The following is a 15,211-nucleotide window of genomic DNA, read 5'->3' on the forward strand; positions in this document are numbered from 1 at the left end:
TGAATTGTCATCATGAACGATTAGTCAGGTGCTCAAGCCAGCCTTGTTGCTCAAAACAGGGCTGGCTCGAAAAAAGAAAACGAGCGGGCACGAACAGCCCTGCGCAAAAAGCACAGGATGCTAATCATCAAGTGGGATATCAAAGCTCGGCCTATCAGAACGAGCCTTCAGGACCATGAAGCCGGGCAGGCGTCATGCATAAGAATGGCGGGCCCAGCAGGAATCGAACCTGCAATCTTCCCTTAGGAGGGGAAAGTTATATCCATTTAACTATGGGCCCGGTGGCTTGTCTGCGCAGTGGGCCCAGGCGGGCCAGACACTACATGCACCGCAGGAATCCAGGCTTTACAACACGCAAGAGTAGATTCGACGCCCTCTCTTGTTCGTAAACAACCAGCTATTTTCCTGCCTGCTGCTACCGAAAGTGCTACAGCAAAAGAACGGTCCAAAGACCCAGTCCTGCCGCCGTGCGCTTCTAAAAAAGCAGTCGCAAAGTGTACCAGCTAGACCGCGGGGACGAAAGGATTGAAACAGCTCAACAAGGCTGCCCCGCAGTGCTTCAAACAAGCATGAAAAAATCCGCATCACGAATGATTTCACCGCTGAAAATCCGCGCCAAAACCAGGTCTGGAACGCCCTTACCCTGTCCTTCCACCATCCAAAAAGAACACCGAAACCCAATCAGCAAGCCACCTCCAGCGCTTTCTAGGACAAACCCCAATCTAAATATGTTGTTAATATATTTAGAAAATATTAAGATCCATCCCATGCTTTGACGCTGGCCGCCAGCCTGCGACGGAGCTGGACTATAAAAAAACCACCGGAGACAAACATGAAATCCAAACTTGTTGCATCCACCCTGGCCGGCCTGTTTCTGCTGAGCAGCATGGCCTCGGCGCAAGCGGCCGAAATCAGTTGGCGCGTACCAACTTCCGTACCCGAAGGCTCCCCGTTTTATCAGAATTTTCTGGAGCGTTTTGCAAAGAACGTGAAGCTCATGACGGGGGATCGTGTCGAGATTCAGCCCTTTGGAGCAGGTGTTATTGTTCCCGCCCTTAAAGTTTTTGAAGCGGTAGAGACCGGCGTGGTAGAGGCGGGGCACTCCACCTCCAGCTACCTGGTCAACCAGGACCCGGCCAATGCCATTTTTGCTGGCTACCCCGGTGGCATGGGACCTGATGCTTATCGCGTCTGGCTGTATGAAGGCGGCGGCAAGGAAAAACTGCAGGAGCTGCGTTCCAAAAACGGTCTCAAAACCATGATTGTCGGTTTGGGTTCGACGGAAGTGCTGGCCCACTCCAACACCCCCATCCGAACTGCAGAGGACTTGAAAGGCCTGAAATATCGCACTTCCGGTGCCTGGGCGGACGTAATGAAAGACTATTTCGGTGCCGTTCCCACCGTGGTGCCACCCGGCGACACGTACACCCTGTTGCAGCGCAAAGGGGTCGATGCGGTGGAATGGGCTACCCCCTCCTCCAATACCCCCGAAGGTTTTCATCAGGCCGCCAAATACATTGTGGTCCCTGGTGTGCATCAGCCCACCTTTATGTGGGAAGTCGTCCTGAAGCAGGAAACCTGGGATAAAGTGCCGGCCGATTTGCAGCAACTGATCGAGGCCGCTGCTGAACTGACCACCCACCAATCCCTGGACTACTTCTACAACGCCGACATCAAAGCCATGGAGAAGTACCGCCAGGGTCGCAATGAAGTCATCACTCTGGACCCGGCCTTCATCAAGCAATTGGCGGATGCCGGCAATGATTGGGTACACAAGAAAGCCGAAGCGCAAGCGCAATCGGGCAACGACTACATGAAGAATTTGCTGACTGATTACGACGGATTCCTGAACCGTTGGCGCAGTGAAAGCAATTACCTGATCCGAGACTAAGTCCCACTTTCTGAAGGAGAGCTGCCATGCTGCAGCCTATTTCAAAACTGATCGACTTTATCGCTCTTGCAAGCGCTCGGCTGGCGGAAATGGCGGCGGCAATCCTGGTCACCGCCATGGTATGGGAAGTCTTTGCCCGTTATGTTCTGCATGCCCCCACCGTCTGGGCCTTTGATGTGGCGTACATGATGAATGGGGCTATTTTTCTGCTGGGCATGGCCTGGGTGATGCGTCAGAACGAACACATCAGTATTGATGTGGTTCGCAAGCACTTGCCCAAGTCCCTGGCCCGTATGTCTGACGTGCTCCTGTACCTGCTGGTGCTGTTTCCGCTGTTTGCCATCTTGAGCAAAGTCGGGATACAGAAAGCCTGGATGGCCTGGAAGCTGAACGAGGTCGAAATGGTCAGCCCCTGGGCCCCGGTGATGTGGCCCTTCTACGCCTGCATTGCCATTGGCCTGATCGCCTTTACCTTGCAACTGCTGGCCCATGGCTTGCGCTGTGCGGTCAAAGAACAGAACACTGCTGACGTCGAGGTGAGCCCATGAATTTATGGATCGCCGGACTCATGTTCCCTGCTCTGTTCCTGCTGATTTTTCAGGGCATGCCCGTGGCTTTTGCGCTGATCCTGCCCGCTTTTCTGGCCGGTTGGTACGCCTTTGGCCCCATGGTCTTTGACCAGATGTATGGTGCTTTGTATGGAGCGGCCACCAACCATATCCTGTCAGCGATTCCCATGTTTGTGCTGATGGGAGCCCTGCTGGAGCGCTCGGGCATTGCCGCACGCCTGTTTCGCACCATGCAGTTATGGCTGGGCGGCCTGCCAGGCGGGCTGGCCATTGCCACCATCGCCATGGCGGCGACCTTTGCCGCTGCAGCAGGCGTGGTTGGCGCGGTAGAAATCATGGTGGGGCTGATGGCCATCCCGGCCATGAAGCGCTTTCGCTACAACAACTCGCTGATCGCGGGCACGATCTGCGCCGGGGGCTCCCTGGGCACCATGATTCCTCCCTCGGTGGTCGCAGTCGTCTATGCCTCCCTGGCACAGGTTCCGGTTGGCGAGCTGTTTGCTGCCATGCTCTTTCCGGGCCTTTTGATGACCACGCTCTTTGTGGCCTATATCCTGATCGCTACCACCCTCAAGCCGGAGCTGGGCCCACGGGCAGATGACGAGGATATGCGCCGACCTTTAGGGGAAAAAATCAGTATCACAATGCGTGGTCTGGTTCCCATGATGCTGCTGATCATCGCTGTTCTGGGCTCCCTGATGAAAGGGATCGCATCACCCACCGAGGCCGCCGCCTTGGGCGCTGCCGCCGCCGCTGTTCTTTGTATCTTCTACCGTCAGTTCAACTGGGATGTTTTCAGTGGAGCCTTGCGAATCACGGTACGCATTACGGCAATGATCATGCTGATCGTGGCGGGAGGCACCATGTTTACCGGTGCCTTCGCGGCCAATGGAGGTGCCAAGCTGGTACAGATGCTGACCAGCGACTTGGGACTGGGCAGTACAGGTACGATCATTCTGTTCCTGGGCATCGTCTTTCTGCTGGGCTTTGTACTGGACTGGACAGCGAACGTGCTGATTTGCGTTCCGCTTTTCCTGCCCTTTATTGTGGCTACCGGGCTGGACCCCTTATGGTTTGGCGTGATGGTGATCGTTGTCATTCAGACCAGCTATCTGACACCGCCCCTGGCCTCATCCATTTTCTACCTGCTGTCCATTGCCCCGAAAGACATGACCTACGGACAAGTTTGTCGAGGTGTAGTGCCGTTTATTCTTGCTCAATTGCTGACCTTGCTGATCGTCGCCCTGTTTCCGGCGATTGCCACCTGGCTACCCCAGCAAGTATCCGGCTTTTAACGCAATTTTTATATTGGAGTCTCCGTGAGTAGCGCCCCCACCCCCTCTTCTCGTGCCGCTGAAATCGCCTATCAAGCGATTGAGCAGTTAATTGCCACTCTCAAACTGGAGCCTGGTCAGGCCATTGTAGAAAGTGATTTGGTGGAAATGACAGGTTTGGGACGCACCCCCTTGCGTGAAGCCCTGATGCGCATGGTGGCCTTGGGATTGATCGAGCAACAGCCCCGCCGCGGCCTGCGTGTCAGTGAAATCCGTGTGGCTGAACATCTGACTCTGATTGAAACGCGCCGTGTCCTGGAGCGCCTGATTGTGCAGGGCGCCGCTCGCTGGGCGACTCCAGCCCAGCGCAGCGCCTTGCTCGGTCACGCCCAGGCCATGGTGGATGCTGCCGACGCCAAGGATATCGACGCCTACATGCTGGCCGACCAGCATCTGGACGAAGTCATCCACCAGGCCTGTCGCAACACCTTTGCTGTGCAAGCGGTCACTCCCATGATCGTTCAGTGCCGACGGTTCTGGTACGCCTATCAATATGAAGGGGACCTGGAGGCCGGAGCCCAAGCTCATTTGACCCTGGCCGAAGGCATCCAGGATGGAAACCCCGAACAGGCCTTGCAGGGCTCCGAGACGCTGATGGCCTACCTCAGCGCCTTCACCCGCAAAGTCATTGAATAAACCGATAGATCAACTATTAATAATCTGGAGACATCATGAATCTGAACGGAATCCTCGTTCCCATCGTTACCCCCTTTGACGCCAACAACCAGTTAAACGAAGCTGCGCTGGAGCGTCTGGTTGAGTGTTTTATTGAAGCCGGAGTAGGCGGTATCGTGGCTTGTGGAACCACAGGCGAATACTACGCGCTCAGTGCACAGGAGCGTCGCCGCGTGCTGGAGATTGTTGCCAGAACTGGCCGTGGCCGCACAACACTGATTGCCGGCGTGAACTCCATGTCACCTGCCGAAGCCATCAGCCGAATCCGTGAAGCGGAAGAGCTAGGGTATGAGGCACTGATGCTCTCTCCCACCCCTTACAGCCTGCCCGGCCAGAATGAAGTGGTGGCGTATTTCAAGGAGGTCGCCGCGGCCACTGAACTGCCCATCGTCTTGTACAACTTCCCGGCACGCATTGGCATCCAGATCGAGCTTGAATCCGTTTACGAACTGGCCAAGGTCAAGAACATTGTGGGCATCAAGGAGAGCAGCGGCAACTTCAGCCGGGTGGTTGCCATGGTCAATGCCAATCTGCCCGACTTCCAGGTTGTTTGCGGCTGCGATGACCAGGCGGCCGATTTCCTGTTCTGGGGCGTGCGCAGCTGGATCAGTGGCGGAGCCAATGTGTTTCCGGCCGAGCAGGTCCAAATGCTGAAAGCCGCCGAGCAAGAAGACTGGGACACGGTACGTCGCATGATGGCTGCCATGTTGCCCGCCATTGCCGCCATGGAGTCGGGCAACTACAACCAGAAAGCCAAACTGGGCTGCGTGCGTCACGGCATTGATGTCGGTTCGGTACGCTTGCCTCTGCTGCCAGTCGACGCGCAGGAACGAGATGACTTCCTGGCCCAGATCAACGCTTATCAAGTAGAACAGGAGGCTTGAATGCCCACGCAACAAGAGACTGTCTTTGAGTTGGCCCGCACCGGAAAGCTGCACGCTTCCCATTTGATTCCTGGCTATCAAACCACGGCTTCGGCCCTGCTCGATAACGTCAGCCCTATCGACCTGGCCGTAATTGGCAAAATCGCTGCCGGCCAAGCCTCGGATGTACAAGCAGCGGTCGCTGCCGCGCGCACAAGCTTTGAGTCCGGCGAATGGTCTGAGTTGTCTCCGGCAGAACGCAAAAAAATCATGCTCAAATGGGTGGCCTTGCTGGAGCAACACGCCGAGGAACTGGCCGCACTTGATTGTGTGGACGCAGGCAAGCCCATCACCGAATGTCTGAATACCGACATGCCCGCCACCATCGATACCTTCAGCTGGTATGCAGAGACGGCCGATAAATGCTTTGGTCGAATTTCCCCAACCGGCTCCGACGCACTGGGTTTGATCACCAAGGAGCCCATTGGTGTGGTGGCGGCCGTCCTGCCCTGGAATTTCCCGGCTCAAATGTACGCCTGGAAAGTTGCCCCTGCGCTGGTGTGCGGCAACTCGGTCATTGTGAAACCGTCCGAGCTAACCAGCCTGAGCGCCTACCGCATGACACAGCTGGCACATCAGGCAGGCGTTCCCGCAGGAGCCCTGATCCTGATCACAGGCACAGGCGAGGAAGTCGGAGAGCCTTTGGGCCGGCACGGGGACGTGGACATTGTGTCGTTTACCGGCTCCACCGAAGTGGGTCGCCTGTTTCTGAAGTATTCCGCAGAAAGCAATCTGAAGGAGGTCGTGCTGGAATGCGGCGGGAAAAGCCCCCAGGTCGTTTTTGAGGATGCCCTGCTGGACGAAGCAGTTCCGTCCATCCTGGCGGCCGCATTCTGGAACATGAGCGAAAACTGCAGCTGCGGCTCCCGCCTGATCGTACACAGCAGCCTGAAAGATACGCTACTGCAAAAACTCAAACAGGGGCTAAGCTCCTGGAAAGTAGGTCTGCCTACGGACCCGGATGTGTCTATCGGGCCGATGGTAGAACAAGCGCACTTTGAAAAAGTGGCCAGCTTTCTGCAGAACCCCGGCAAAAACGCCAAGTTGGTTCATGGGGGGCGCATTCACAGTGACCTGGGCAGTGGTTGGTATATCGAGCCCACCATCTTCGATCACATCACCCCGGAAGACCGCCTGTTCCAGGAGGAAGTGTTCGGCCCCGTTCTGGCCATCACGACCTTCGAGACAGAAGAGCAAGCCATCGCCTTGGCAAACGATACCCAATATGGCCTGGCCGCCTCCCTCTACACGCTTGATGTACGGCGGGCGCAGCGTGTCTCGCGCAAAATCAAGGCAGGCACCGTTTCGGTAAATGGCTTTTCCGAAGGTGATATCACCGCGCCCTTTGGCGGCTTCAAACTGTCCGGTTTTGGCGGCAAGGACAAGGGAATGGAAGCCCTGGATCAGTACCAGCAAACCAAGGCCATCTGGTATGTGAACCAGTAAGCCACTGCTTGCATAGCCCCGGCATCAATAAACCGGGCGCTGCACACCGCCCCCCTTCCAGACTCCTGGGCATACAAGCGGGGGGTGGTTCTTACCACTGAGCTGCTCCAGTTTTTTGAGCAGGTATGACATCCTGCTTCCAGCTCTTGCCCGGCCCGCTCAGCATAGGGCGCTCACGGTGTAACACTAGCAATCAGCCCGCAGCAGACAGAACGACATTAGTAGAAAAAAGCCCCCCGCTCCAAAGGCACCGTCTTATCAGTACACACCCGTTTCAGCTCCTGCGCGAACAACGTGTCCACCGGACGCTGCTGGCCGGCCACCCGCGTAAAGAGCGCAATAGGCGACAAGCCCCACTCAAAGGAGTACGGCACAATCGCCACGCCGGACACGCGCACCAGTTCTTCAGCAATTTCGGTCGGGACCACAGACACAGCACGGGAGTGATTCACGATCAGTTCACCGATCAGCTTGGGTGAAGAGGTTTCCACACTGGGCACCGGCTCCAACAAGCCTGCCCGCAAAAACAGATTCGCCACCTGCCGCCGCATCGGGGTATTGCGCGGTCCCAGAATCCAGTCCAGATCCTGCAATTGCGCCCAATCCAACTTGCGTCGGCCCAATCGCCCCGCCAGTTCCCGGCTGGCAATCAAGCGTGGTTGCTGCGCGTACAAGGCTTCATGGCGCAGCCCTTTCATATTCAAGTCCGGAGAACTGCGCGCCACCACTGCATCCAAAGCGTGATCACGCAGTTGTTCCAGCAGCGTTTCCGTTAGCCCTTCGGTGATGCTGACGGACACGACCTGCCCTTGAGGGCGAGTTGCCCGCAAGGCCGTGGAAACCAGCTTGCCGGACACCAGGGGAATCACCCCCAGCCGCAAATGTGCTTGCCGCCCCATGCTGTGCGCCTGCAAGTCCAGACTCAACAACTCCATGTCCTGCACCATGGCCCGAGCACGTGAAATCACGATCTGCCCTTGCGCTGTTGCCTCCATACCACGCGATGAACGCAGGAATAGCGGTGTGCCAAAGACTTGCTCCACCTCGGCCAAGGCTTGAGTGACCGCAGGCTGAGTCATCGCCATTAAATCCGCCACTTTGGTCAGCGAGCCCAAGCGGTCGATTTCGATCAGCAGAGCCAGGTGACGCAACCTGAGTCGTTGTACCAGGCGATGGGCGATATCGTTTGTTTCCAAGCCTTTACCCCTATCTATAAGCATTTACTAATAGGGCAATAATAAGCCCTAATACTGCGGACTGTTTAATTATCTACACTTGTTGAAAGCCGGCGCTGGCGCACTATTCGCCACGCCTTCCCTGGATTTCACCAAACACCTGTTTGGCGCCTGAGCAAGAGGACACGATGAGTTCACCTGTAGATCGACAAGCCGCCCTGGATTACCACGAGTTCCCCATTCCCGGCAAAGTCACCATTGCCGCGACCAAACCCCTGGTCAGCCAACGTGACCTGGGCCTGGCCTATTCCCCTGGTGTTGCTGCCGCCTGCGAAGAAATCGTGGTCGACCCGAAAAACGCCTTCCGCTACACCGGCCGGGGCAATCTGGTGGGCGTGATCTCCAACGGTACCGCTGTGCTGGGTCTAGGCAATATTGGTGCCCTGGCCTCCAAACCCGTGATGGAAGGCAAGGCCGTTCTGTTCAAGAAATTTGCTGGCCTGGACGTGTTTGACATCGAGATCAACGAAACCGATCCCGACAAGCTGGTGGATATCATCGCCGGTCTGGAGCCCACCTTCGGTGGCATCAACCTGGAAGACATCAAGGCACCCGAGTGTTTTGAAGTTGAGCGCAAGCTGCGCGAACGCATGAACATCCCCGTCTTTCACGACGACCAGCACGGTACCGCCATTTGCGTGACGGCGGCTTTCCTGAACGGCCTGAAAGTGGTCGGCAAAGATATCAAGAAGATCAAGGTTGTGACCTCCGGTGCCGGTGCGGCCGCACTGGCTTGCCTGGACTTGATGGTGGACATGGGCCTGCCCGAAGAAAATGTCTGGGTCACCGACATTGACGGCGTGGTCTACAAAGGCCGCCCTGGTCACCAGGTTCCTGAACTGGCCCGTTTCGCCAAAGAAACCGAAGCACGCAAGCTGGCTGATGTCATCGAAAATGCTGACGTGTTCGTGGGCCTGTCCGCCGGTGGCGTACTGAAAGCTGAAATGCTGCAGAAAATGGCAGACCGTCCCTTCGTGATGGCGCTGGCCAACCCCACCCCCGAAATTTTGCCTGAAGTCGCCAAAGCCGCTCGCGATGACGTCATCATGGCAACCGGCCGTTCGGACTTCCCGAACCAGGTCAATAACGTGCTGTGCTTCCCCTACATCTTCCGCGGTGCGCTGGATGTGGGCGCCACCACGATTACCCGTGGCATGGAAAAAGCTGCTGCCCGCGCGATTGCGGCTCTGGCTGAAGAAGAGCAAGACGAAGCCGTGGCCGCTGCCTACGGTGGTTACGGCCTGAGCTTTGGCCCCGACTACCTGATCCCCAAGCCATTCGACCCACGTCTGATCGTGCGCATCGCCCCCGCCGTGGCTCAAGCCGCCATGGAAGAAGGCGTGGCAACCCGCCCTATCGCTGACCTGGAAGGCTACATCGCCAAGCTGCAACAGTTTGTCTACCACTCCGGCGCATTCATGAAGCCCGTGTTTGCCGTAGCCAAGCAATTGGTGCGCGAAGGCGGCAAGGCTCGCATCGTCTTTACCGAAGGTGAAGAAGAACGTGTGCTGCGTGCCGTGCAAGTGATTGTGGACGAGAAGCTGGCCCACCCGATTCTGGTTGGCCGCCCTGCCGTGCTGCTGTCCCGCATCAAGAAATTTGGTCTGCGCCTGCGTTTGGGCGTGGATGTGGAAGTGACCAACCCCGAGTCTGACGACCGTTTCCACCAGTACTGGACCACGTACTGGGAAAAAATGTGCCGTCGCGGTATCAGCAAGGAAATGGCTCGCGTGGAAATGCGTCGCCGCCTGACCCTGATTGGCTCGACCATGGTGCACCTGGGTGATGCCGACGGCATGATCTGCGGCACGATCGGTTCCTACCACAACCACCTGCGCTACATCGACGAGATGATCGGTCGCAAACCCGACTCCAGCGTGTACGCCGCCATGAACATCCTGCTGCTGGGCGAGCGCACCGTTGCCCTGACTGACACGCACGTCAACGACGACCCGAACGCACAGGAAATTGCGGAATACACGATTGAAGCCGCCCGCATGTTGAGCACGCTGAGCCTGGAACCCAAGGTCGCCCTGCTGTCGCGCTCCAACTTCGGTTCGGACTCGGCCGCTTCCGGTCCCAAGATGCGCGAGGCCCTGAAGCTGATTCAGGAACAGGCTCCCGAGCTGCAAGTGGACGGCGAAATGCACGCCGACTGCGCGTTGGACGAAGCCCTGCGCAGCCGCACCTTGCCTAACTCTTCGCTGAAAGGCTCAGCCAACCTGCTGGTCTGCCCGAACGTGGACGCTGGCAATATCAGCTACAACCTGCTGAAGACTGCTGCTGGCAGCAACGTGGCCATCGGTCCTTTCCTGATGGGCGCCAATGCTCCTGTACACATCCTGACTTACAGCTCCACCGTACGCCGCATCATTAATATGACGGCCTTGACCGTGCTGCAAGCCAATCGTGGCTAAGCCTTAGGGCTGAAATGAAAAACCGGCCTGTGCAGGCCGGTTTTTTTATATCTACTCTCCCAATTAGACTTGGACATAAAATGCTACATTCAGCCTATTCCTTCCGTCCTTGTCTTGCATTTCTGGTTTTTACCTCCGTCACAGATCTGCCGGGAGCCACATGATCTTTTATCCTGTTTTCTTGTCATTGGTCTGTGTAGTACGCAATCAAGCAGAGCAACTTGAACCTATGCTGACCCATATCTCGGAAAAACTGTCCCCCTTGGTCAGCGACTACGAGCTCATCGTGGTTGACAATGCATCTACTGATAACAGCATCAGCACGCTTCAGGCTCTTGCCAGCGAACAAGGTTTGCCGAACTTGCAGGTTTATGCACTAACCAAAGAAGTGGATACTGACACGGCGTCATGGGTGGGACTTGAAAACGCCCTGGGTGATTTTGTGGCCGTATTCAATCCTGTCGTCGATGACCTCGATTTCCTGCCTGAAATGTTAGCGCATGCCGTCAGTGGCTCCGATGTCGTCTTCGCCCTGAACCAGCAACCCTACCCAAGAACCTTGGCTTACCGCTTGGCCTTTACCACGTTCAACATTCTGTACAAACGTCTTAGTGGAATCAATCTGGCAAATGAGGCGCCACCATATCGCGTGCTCAGTAAACGAGTCGTGAACTTCATATTGCAGCACCCCCAACCTGCAATCACATACCGCCACTTGCCCGCTACCGGGGGCTTTGCCAAAACCACATTGCATTACAAAAGCGTATTACCCGGAACCGCCAAGCCAAGACGACTGGGCCACAGCGTAGACCGAGGCATGCGCCTGCTGGTTTCAACCACCCGCGCCCCTATGCGCCTGGTTACTACACTTTCCCTGTTCGGTGCGGTGGCCAATCTGCTGTATTCCCTGTATGTCTTGTTTATTGCGTTTTACAAAGACAATATTGCCGAAGGCTGGATCAGCCTTTCGCTGCAACAATCAGGCATGTTCTTCTTAATTTCCCTGGTACTGCTTGTACTGGGCGAGTACATACTGAACATGGCCAGCCTATCCAACGAAGGACCGCTTTATCATATTGCCCAAGAGTTCACCAGCGCCCGCATAAGCCGCCGCGAAAAACTCAACATCCAGGAACAAGAATCCAGCACAGCGCGCTCAAGCGGGCAGTCGTGACCATGGAAAGAACGACCGGGGACAATTCATCATGGGATGCGGTGGTGATTGGGGGCGGTTTTTATGGATGTGCCATTGCCGTCTTCCTGGCTCGTCAACGAAACTGGCGGGTATGCTTGGTAGAACAAGAAAAAGCGTTAATGACGCGGGCCTCATACAACAACCAGGCTCGAGTACATAATGGTTACCACTATCCACGCAGTTTCGTCACTGCCTATAGAAGCAGAATCAATCTGCCCCGTTTTCTGCAAGAATGGCCGCAAGCCATCTACAAAGAGCATCTCAAGCTCTACGCCATTGCTCGTCGCAATTCGAAAGTCACCGCCAGGCAATTTATCAAATTTTGCCAACAAATTGACGCCCGCATCGAAAATGCCCCCCCTACCTTGCTTGCCCTATTTAATCCCAAACTCATCGAAAACGTTTTTCTGGTGGATGAGTATGCGTTTGATAGCACCACATTAGCCTCCTGGGCCAGGCAGGCCCTGAGCGATGCTGGAGTCACCGTCCTTTGCGGAGTTAAAGCAAGCACTGTCGGCCAAGATAATCCTGGCCGCCTGAGCCTACAGATCACCGATCAGGACGCCACCCCAAAAAATATTCAAACGCAACGCATTCTGAACTGCACCTACAGCGGCTTGAACCAATTAGGGGGAGACTTTCCGCCTATCCAAAGCAAACTCAAACATGAAATCACGGAGATGGCACTGATTCAAATGCCTTCAGAACTGGCTTCACTGGGCATCACCGTCATGGACGGCCCCTTTTTCTCGGTCATGCCCTTTCCCGCTCGCCAACTCCACACGCTATCGCATGTACGCTACACACCGCACCTTCACTGGCAGGATCAACCTACGTTAGACCCTTATCAACGCTTGCGCACCTATGATTACCAGTCTCGCTTTGATCGTATGATTCGGGACGTACAACGCTATATGCCAGCGATGGCCAAAGCCCAATATAAAGAGTCTTTGTTCGAAGTAAAGACCGTACTCAGCCGTAATGAGACAGACGATGGTCGTCCCATCTTGTTCGAGCGCCACCATACTTTGCCGGGCTGCTGGTCAATACTGGGTGGAAAAGTCGACAACATCTATGATGTCCTGGAAAAAATAGAAGATGAAATCCGTTGACCTCCAACACCGCATCACTGCACCAGCCATTCTTGCCTTGTGTCTGCCCGCTGCCCTAATTGAAAAATTCTCCGGCCGCTTCACTGTCCAGGGCTCAAACTATTTCTTCCAGGACCCTTTTCACCAAGGGGAGTATTTCGCCGTTGCACAGTCTTTATCGGACACAGCCGGTTCCCCCTTTCCCGCACTATCCATTCATGGGGCCCTGGATTACATCCCGTATTTACTCATCTCCAGCCTGAGCGACACCCATTACAGCTTTCTGCCTACCTTCTTTCTGTATTGTCTTTTAGGCTTGATAGCCTGCTTGCTGGTCTCTATTTTAGGAATTCGCCTATCAGACCAGCCACGTCCAGGATTACCCGCACTGTGCCTGGCTTTGTCAGCGGCCTTTACTGTCGGCTACCGAGATCTGTTTCTTTTGCTCTGCCTCCTGCTTTTCTACTTGCTGATCAAACCAGGATACAGCCGACAAATACGGAGAGCACAGCAAGTGGCATTCGGTCTGAGCATGGCCCTGGGGCTGGTCTGGAGCTTTGACCGTGGTATCGCGGCTTGCCTGGCTCTGGGTACGGCAACCCTCGTTCTCTTACCTCGTCAGCGAGACTACCTGATCGCGTTGGCTATGTTCGTGCTGACCCTTGCTTTGGCGGGCCTGATACATCCTATTCTTTCCCCTGCTTCGTTACTGGAAAATATTCTGGTACTAATGCGCACATCAGCGCAATGGCGCCTGGCCGCCGGGCCACAAACCACACCTCTCATCGAGTTTGCCGTACAACTCAATATACTGGCCGTACTCGGCTGCTGGTTCTCGCACTGGCGCGCCCATAGTCTGAAAAAAGCCTTGTCGGAACTGATTGCTCTGTCCTTGCTTGCGGCACTCTTCACCAAAATAGGGACAAACCGGGCAGATCCGGAGCATATTCATTACGCGTTATGGATTCCGATGCTGCTGGCGATTCGAACCCCCTGCATCCAATCCAGAATGCAATGGCTGTTTGGGGCAGCAGCAATCTGGCTGCTGTGGCAAAGCTTCCTGATCGGACTAGAACACACTACTTTCGTCCCTGCTCTTGCTGCCGCCTGCCTGCTGCAGGCGAACACGCCTCGTTACACCGGGCAGCGCTTCGTCGCCAATCTGGCCTTGTGCGCCTCACTGCTATTTTCAGTTTATATATTTGCCCTGAGCCAGGACGTTGACCCTGAACTTACGCAAAGCCGATATGGATGGGTCACCCCCCTGATCAAAAAACAGCTGGATCAAGATACCGTTGCACCCGACATACAGTGGGCGAGTGCCGAATTGCAGCGCCACAAAGCTCACTGCGTGTTTGATCTTGCCAATCATGGTCTGATCAACGGCCTTACCCGTTTACCCGCCTGCAGCCGCTTTACCTACCCCGTCTATGCATCAGCGGACTATGAAGACGAGCTGATCAATGACGTAAAGCTCAGCAATGTGCCGGTGTTGATTTACTCCTCTACCTTTTGGTCCTACAACATTGATGGCCGTTCAATGAAACAGCGCTTTCCTGCCTTGGATGCTTTTATCATCCAGCACTACCCCATAGAGACATGCAGAGCCACGCTCTGCTTACGCTACCAAGAAGGACTCAGAGACCATGAATGAAGATGCCCTGATCGGATACTCCGGTTTTGTAGGCCAGACACTCAGTCGTCAGCGTGCTTTCGGGCACAACTTTCGTAGCACCAATGCCGATCAAATCGGCACTCAACCATATGACACCGTCTATTGCTGCGCTGCTCCCGCCAAAAAATGGCTGGCCAACAAGGAGCCTGCCCATGACAAAGAAGTCATTGAACAACTGATTGCGCATCTGGACCGGATTACCTGCAAAAAATTTGTACTCATCAGCACGGTAGATGTATTCAAAAGCCCGATTCATGTCGATGAGTCCAGCGAAGTCGATGAAAGCAATCTGCACCCTTACGGCCTGCACCGTCGCATGCTGGAGAAATTCGTTACCCAACGATTCGAGAATCACCTGATTGTCCGTCTTCCTGGTCTGGTTGGGCCTGGCCTTAGTAAAAATATCCTGTTCGATTTTCTGAACAGCAATAATCTACAAGCGATTGATAGCCGGGCGCTGTTCCAGTTTTACCCTATGATCAACCTTTGGTATGACTTGCAAACGGCACTAAAAGCAGATTTGGAGCTACTGCATTTATGTGCTGAACCCGTGAGCGTCGCAGAGATTGCCACACACGGCTTTAACCAGTTCTTTGAAAACGTGACGGACCACCCTCCTGCCCACTACGACATCCGAAGCTTGCACACCAAACTGTATGAGGCTCATGGTGCCTACCAATACAGTCGCAAAGAGTCCATCCAAGCTATACGGGCTTATGTCCAAACCGAACCTGTCACGCTATCTCAGGAGAAGGGCTAA

General features: G+C 55.3%; 12 protein-coding genes and 1 tRNA gene. 11 read left to right on the forward strand and 2 right to left on the reverse strand.

Annotated features, from left to right (window positions below; translation table 11 throughout):
- Positions 1-205 precede the first annotated feature (205 nt).
- Positions 206-280, reverse strand: a tRNA-Arg gene (locus tag M2Q46_RS09725).
- A gap of 552 nt (positions 281-832) precedes the next feature.
- On the opposite strand from M2Q46_RS09725, the gene dctP reads away from it, so the two are divergent.
- Genes dctP through M2Q46_RS09755 form a run of 6 tightly spaced genes read left to right on the forward strand, consistent with a single transcriptional unit; the run spans position 833 to position 6,838 of the window.
- Positions 833-1,891, forward strand: coding sequence for a TRAP transporter substrate-binding protein DctP (gene dctP / locus M2Q46_RS09730; RefSeq protein WP_035271004.1), 1,059 nt, complete (start codon positions 833-835; stop codon positions 1,889-1,891).
- A 26-nt stretch (positions 1,892-1,917) separates the two neighbouring features.
- Entirely contained in the window at positions 1,918-2,439 is a 522-nt protein-coding gene (locus M2Q46_RS09735) for a TRAP transporter small permease subunit (RefSeq protein WP_009461299.1), read from the forward strand.
- A complete protein-coding gene (locus M2Q46_RS09740; RefSeq protein ID WP_115634181.1) occupies positions 2,436-3,755 on the forward strand; it encodes a TRAP transporter large permease subunit in 1,320 nt (439 codons plus the stop codon). The genes M2Q46_RS09735 and M2Q46_RS09740 overlap by 4 nt, the downstream gene beginning before the upstream one ends.
- Positions 3,756-3,779: 24 nt before the next feature.
- On the forward strand, positions 3,780-4,430 hold the full coding sequence (locus M2Q46_RS09745; protein WP_035271006.1) for a GntR family transcriptional regulator: 651 nt from the start codon (positions 3,780-3,782) through the stop codon (positions 4,428-4,430).
- 35 nt (positions 4,431-4,465) lie between these two features.
- Entirely contained in the window at positions 4,466-5,353 is an 888-nt protein-coding gene (dapA, locus tag M2Q46_RS09750) for a 4-hydroxy-tetrahydrodipicolinate synthase (RefSeq protein WP_302357155.1), read from the forward strand.
- On the forward strand, positions 5,354-6,838 hold the full coding sequence (locus tag M2Q46_RS09755) for an aldehyde dehydrogenase (RefSeq protein ID WP_088450989.1): 1,485 nt from the start codon (positions 5,354-5,356) through the stop codon (positions 6,836-6,838).
- Positions 6,839-7,056: 218 nt separating this feature from the next.
- Here the strand turns inward: M2Q46_RS09755 and M2Q46_RS09760 are convergent, their stop codons facing one another.
- Complete coding sequence (locus M2Q46_RS09760) at positions 7,057-8,058, reverse strand: LysR substrate-binding domain-containing protein (protein WP_035275544.1); 1,002 nt, start codon at positions 8,056-8,058, stop codon at positions 7,057-7,059.
- A 143-nt stretch (positions 8,059-8,201) separates the two neighbouring features.
- Between M2Q46_RS09760 and M2Q46_RS09765 the strand changes: the two genes are divergently transcribed.
- The 5 genes from M2Q46_RS09765 (at position 8,202) to M2Q46_RS09785 (ending at position 15,211) form a co-directional block, all read left to right on the forward strand.
- Entirely contained in the window at positions 8,202-10,490 is a 2,289-nt protein-coding gene (locus M2Q46_RS09765; protein WP_035271015.1) for an NADP-dependent malic enzyme, read from the forward strand.
- 160 nt (positions 10,491-10,650) lie between these two features.
- Positions 10,651-11,664, forward strand: a complete 1,014-nt coding sequence (locus M2Q46_RS09770) for a glycosyltransferase (protein WP_115634183.1) — start codon at positions 10,651-10,653, stop codon at positions 11,662-11,664.
- 2 nt (positions 11,665-11,666) lie between these two features.
- Entirely contained in the window at positions 11,667-12,797 is a 1,131-nt protein-coding gene (locus tag M2Q46_RS09775; RefSeq protein ID WP_115634184.1) for an FAD-dependent oxidoreductase, read from the forward strand.
- Positions 12,784-14,430, forward strand: a complete 1,647-nt coding sequence (locus tag M2Q46_RS09780) for a hypothetical protein (protein ID WP_115634185.1) — start codon at positions 12,784-12,786, stop codon at positions 14,428-14,430. The genes M2Q46_RS09775 and M2Q46_RS09780 overlap by 14 nt, the downstream gene beginning before the upstream one ends.
- Positions 14,423-15,211: an NAD-dependent epimerase/dehydratase family protein gene (locus M2Q46_RS09785; RefSeq protein WP_115634186.1), complete on the forward strand. Its 789-nt coding sequence runs from the start codon at positions 14,423-14,425 to the stop codon at positions 15,209-15,211. Before M2Q46_RS09780 ends, M2Q46_RS09785 begins: the two co-directional genes overlap by 8 nt.

Origin of the sequence: Alcaligenes sp. YSL9 (assembly GCF_030515105.1) — a bacterium.
Taxonomy (GTDB): domain Bacteria; phylum Pseudomonadota; class Gammaproteobacteria; order Burkholderiales; family Burkholderiaceae_B; genus Alcaligenes; species Alcaligenes phenolicus.

Excerpts from the sequence above, each read along its gene's own strand:
- dctP (WP_035271004.1), top strand. The coding sequence starts at position 833 with ATGAAATCCAAACTTGTTGCATCCACCCTGGCCGGCCTGTTTCTGCTG.
- M2Q46_RS09735 (WP_009461299.1), top strand. The coding sequence starts at position 1,918 with ATGCTGCAGCCTATTTCAAAACTGATCGACTTTATCGCTCTTGCAAGC.
- M2Q46_RS09740 (WP_115634181.1), top strand. The coding sequence starts at position 2,436 with ATGAATTTATGGATCGCCGGACTCATGTTCCCTGCTCTGTTCCTGCTG.
- dapA (WP_302357155.1), top strand. The coding sequence starts at position 4,466 with ATGAATCTGAACGGAATCCTCGTTCCCATCGTTACCCCCTTTGACGCC.
- M2Q46_RS09755 (WP_088450989.1), top strand. The coding sequence starts at position 5,354 with ATGCCCACGCAACAAGAGACTGTCTTTGAGTTGGCCCGCACCGGAAAG.
- M2Q46_RS09760 (WP_035275544.1), bottom strand. The coding sequence starts at position 8,058 with ATGCTTATAGATAGGGGTAAAGGCTTGGAAACAAACGATATCGCCCAT.
- M2Q46_RS09765 (WP_035271015.1), top strand. The coding sequence starts at position 8,202 with ATGAGTTCACCTGTAGATCGACAAGCCGCCCTGGATTACCACGAGTTC.
- M2Q46_RS09770 (WP_115634183.1), top strand. The coding sequence starts at position 10,651 with ATGATCTTTTATCCTGTTTTCTTGTCATTGGTCTGTGTAGTACGCAAT.
- M2Q46_RS09775 (WP_115634184.1), top strand. The coding sequence starts at position 11,667 with ATGGAAAGAACGACCGGGGACAATTCATCATGGGATGCGGTGGTGATT.
- M2Q46_RS09780 (WP_115634185.1), top strand. The coding sequence starts at position 12,784 with ATGAAATCCGTTGACCTCCAACACCGCATCACTGCACCAGCCATTCTT.
- M2Q46_RS09785 (WP_115634186.1), top strand. The coding sequence starts at position 14,423 with ATGAATGAAGATGCCCTGATCGGATACTCCGGTTTTGTAGGCCAGACA.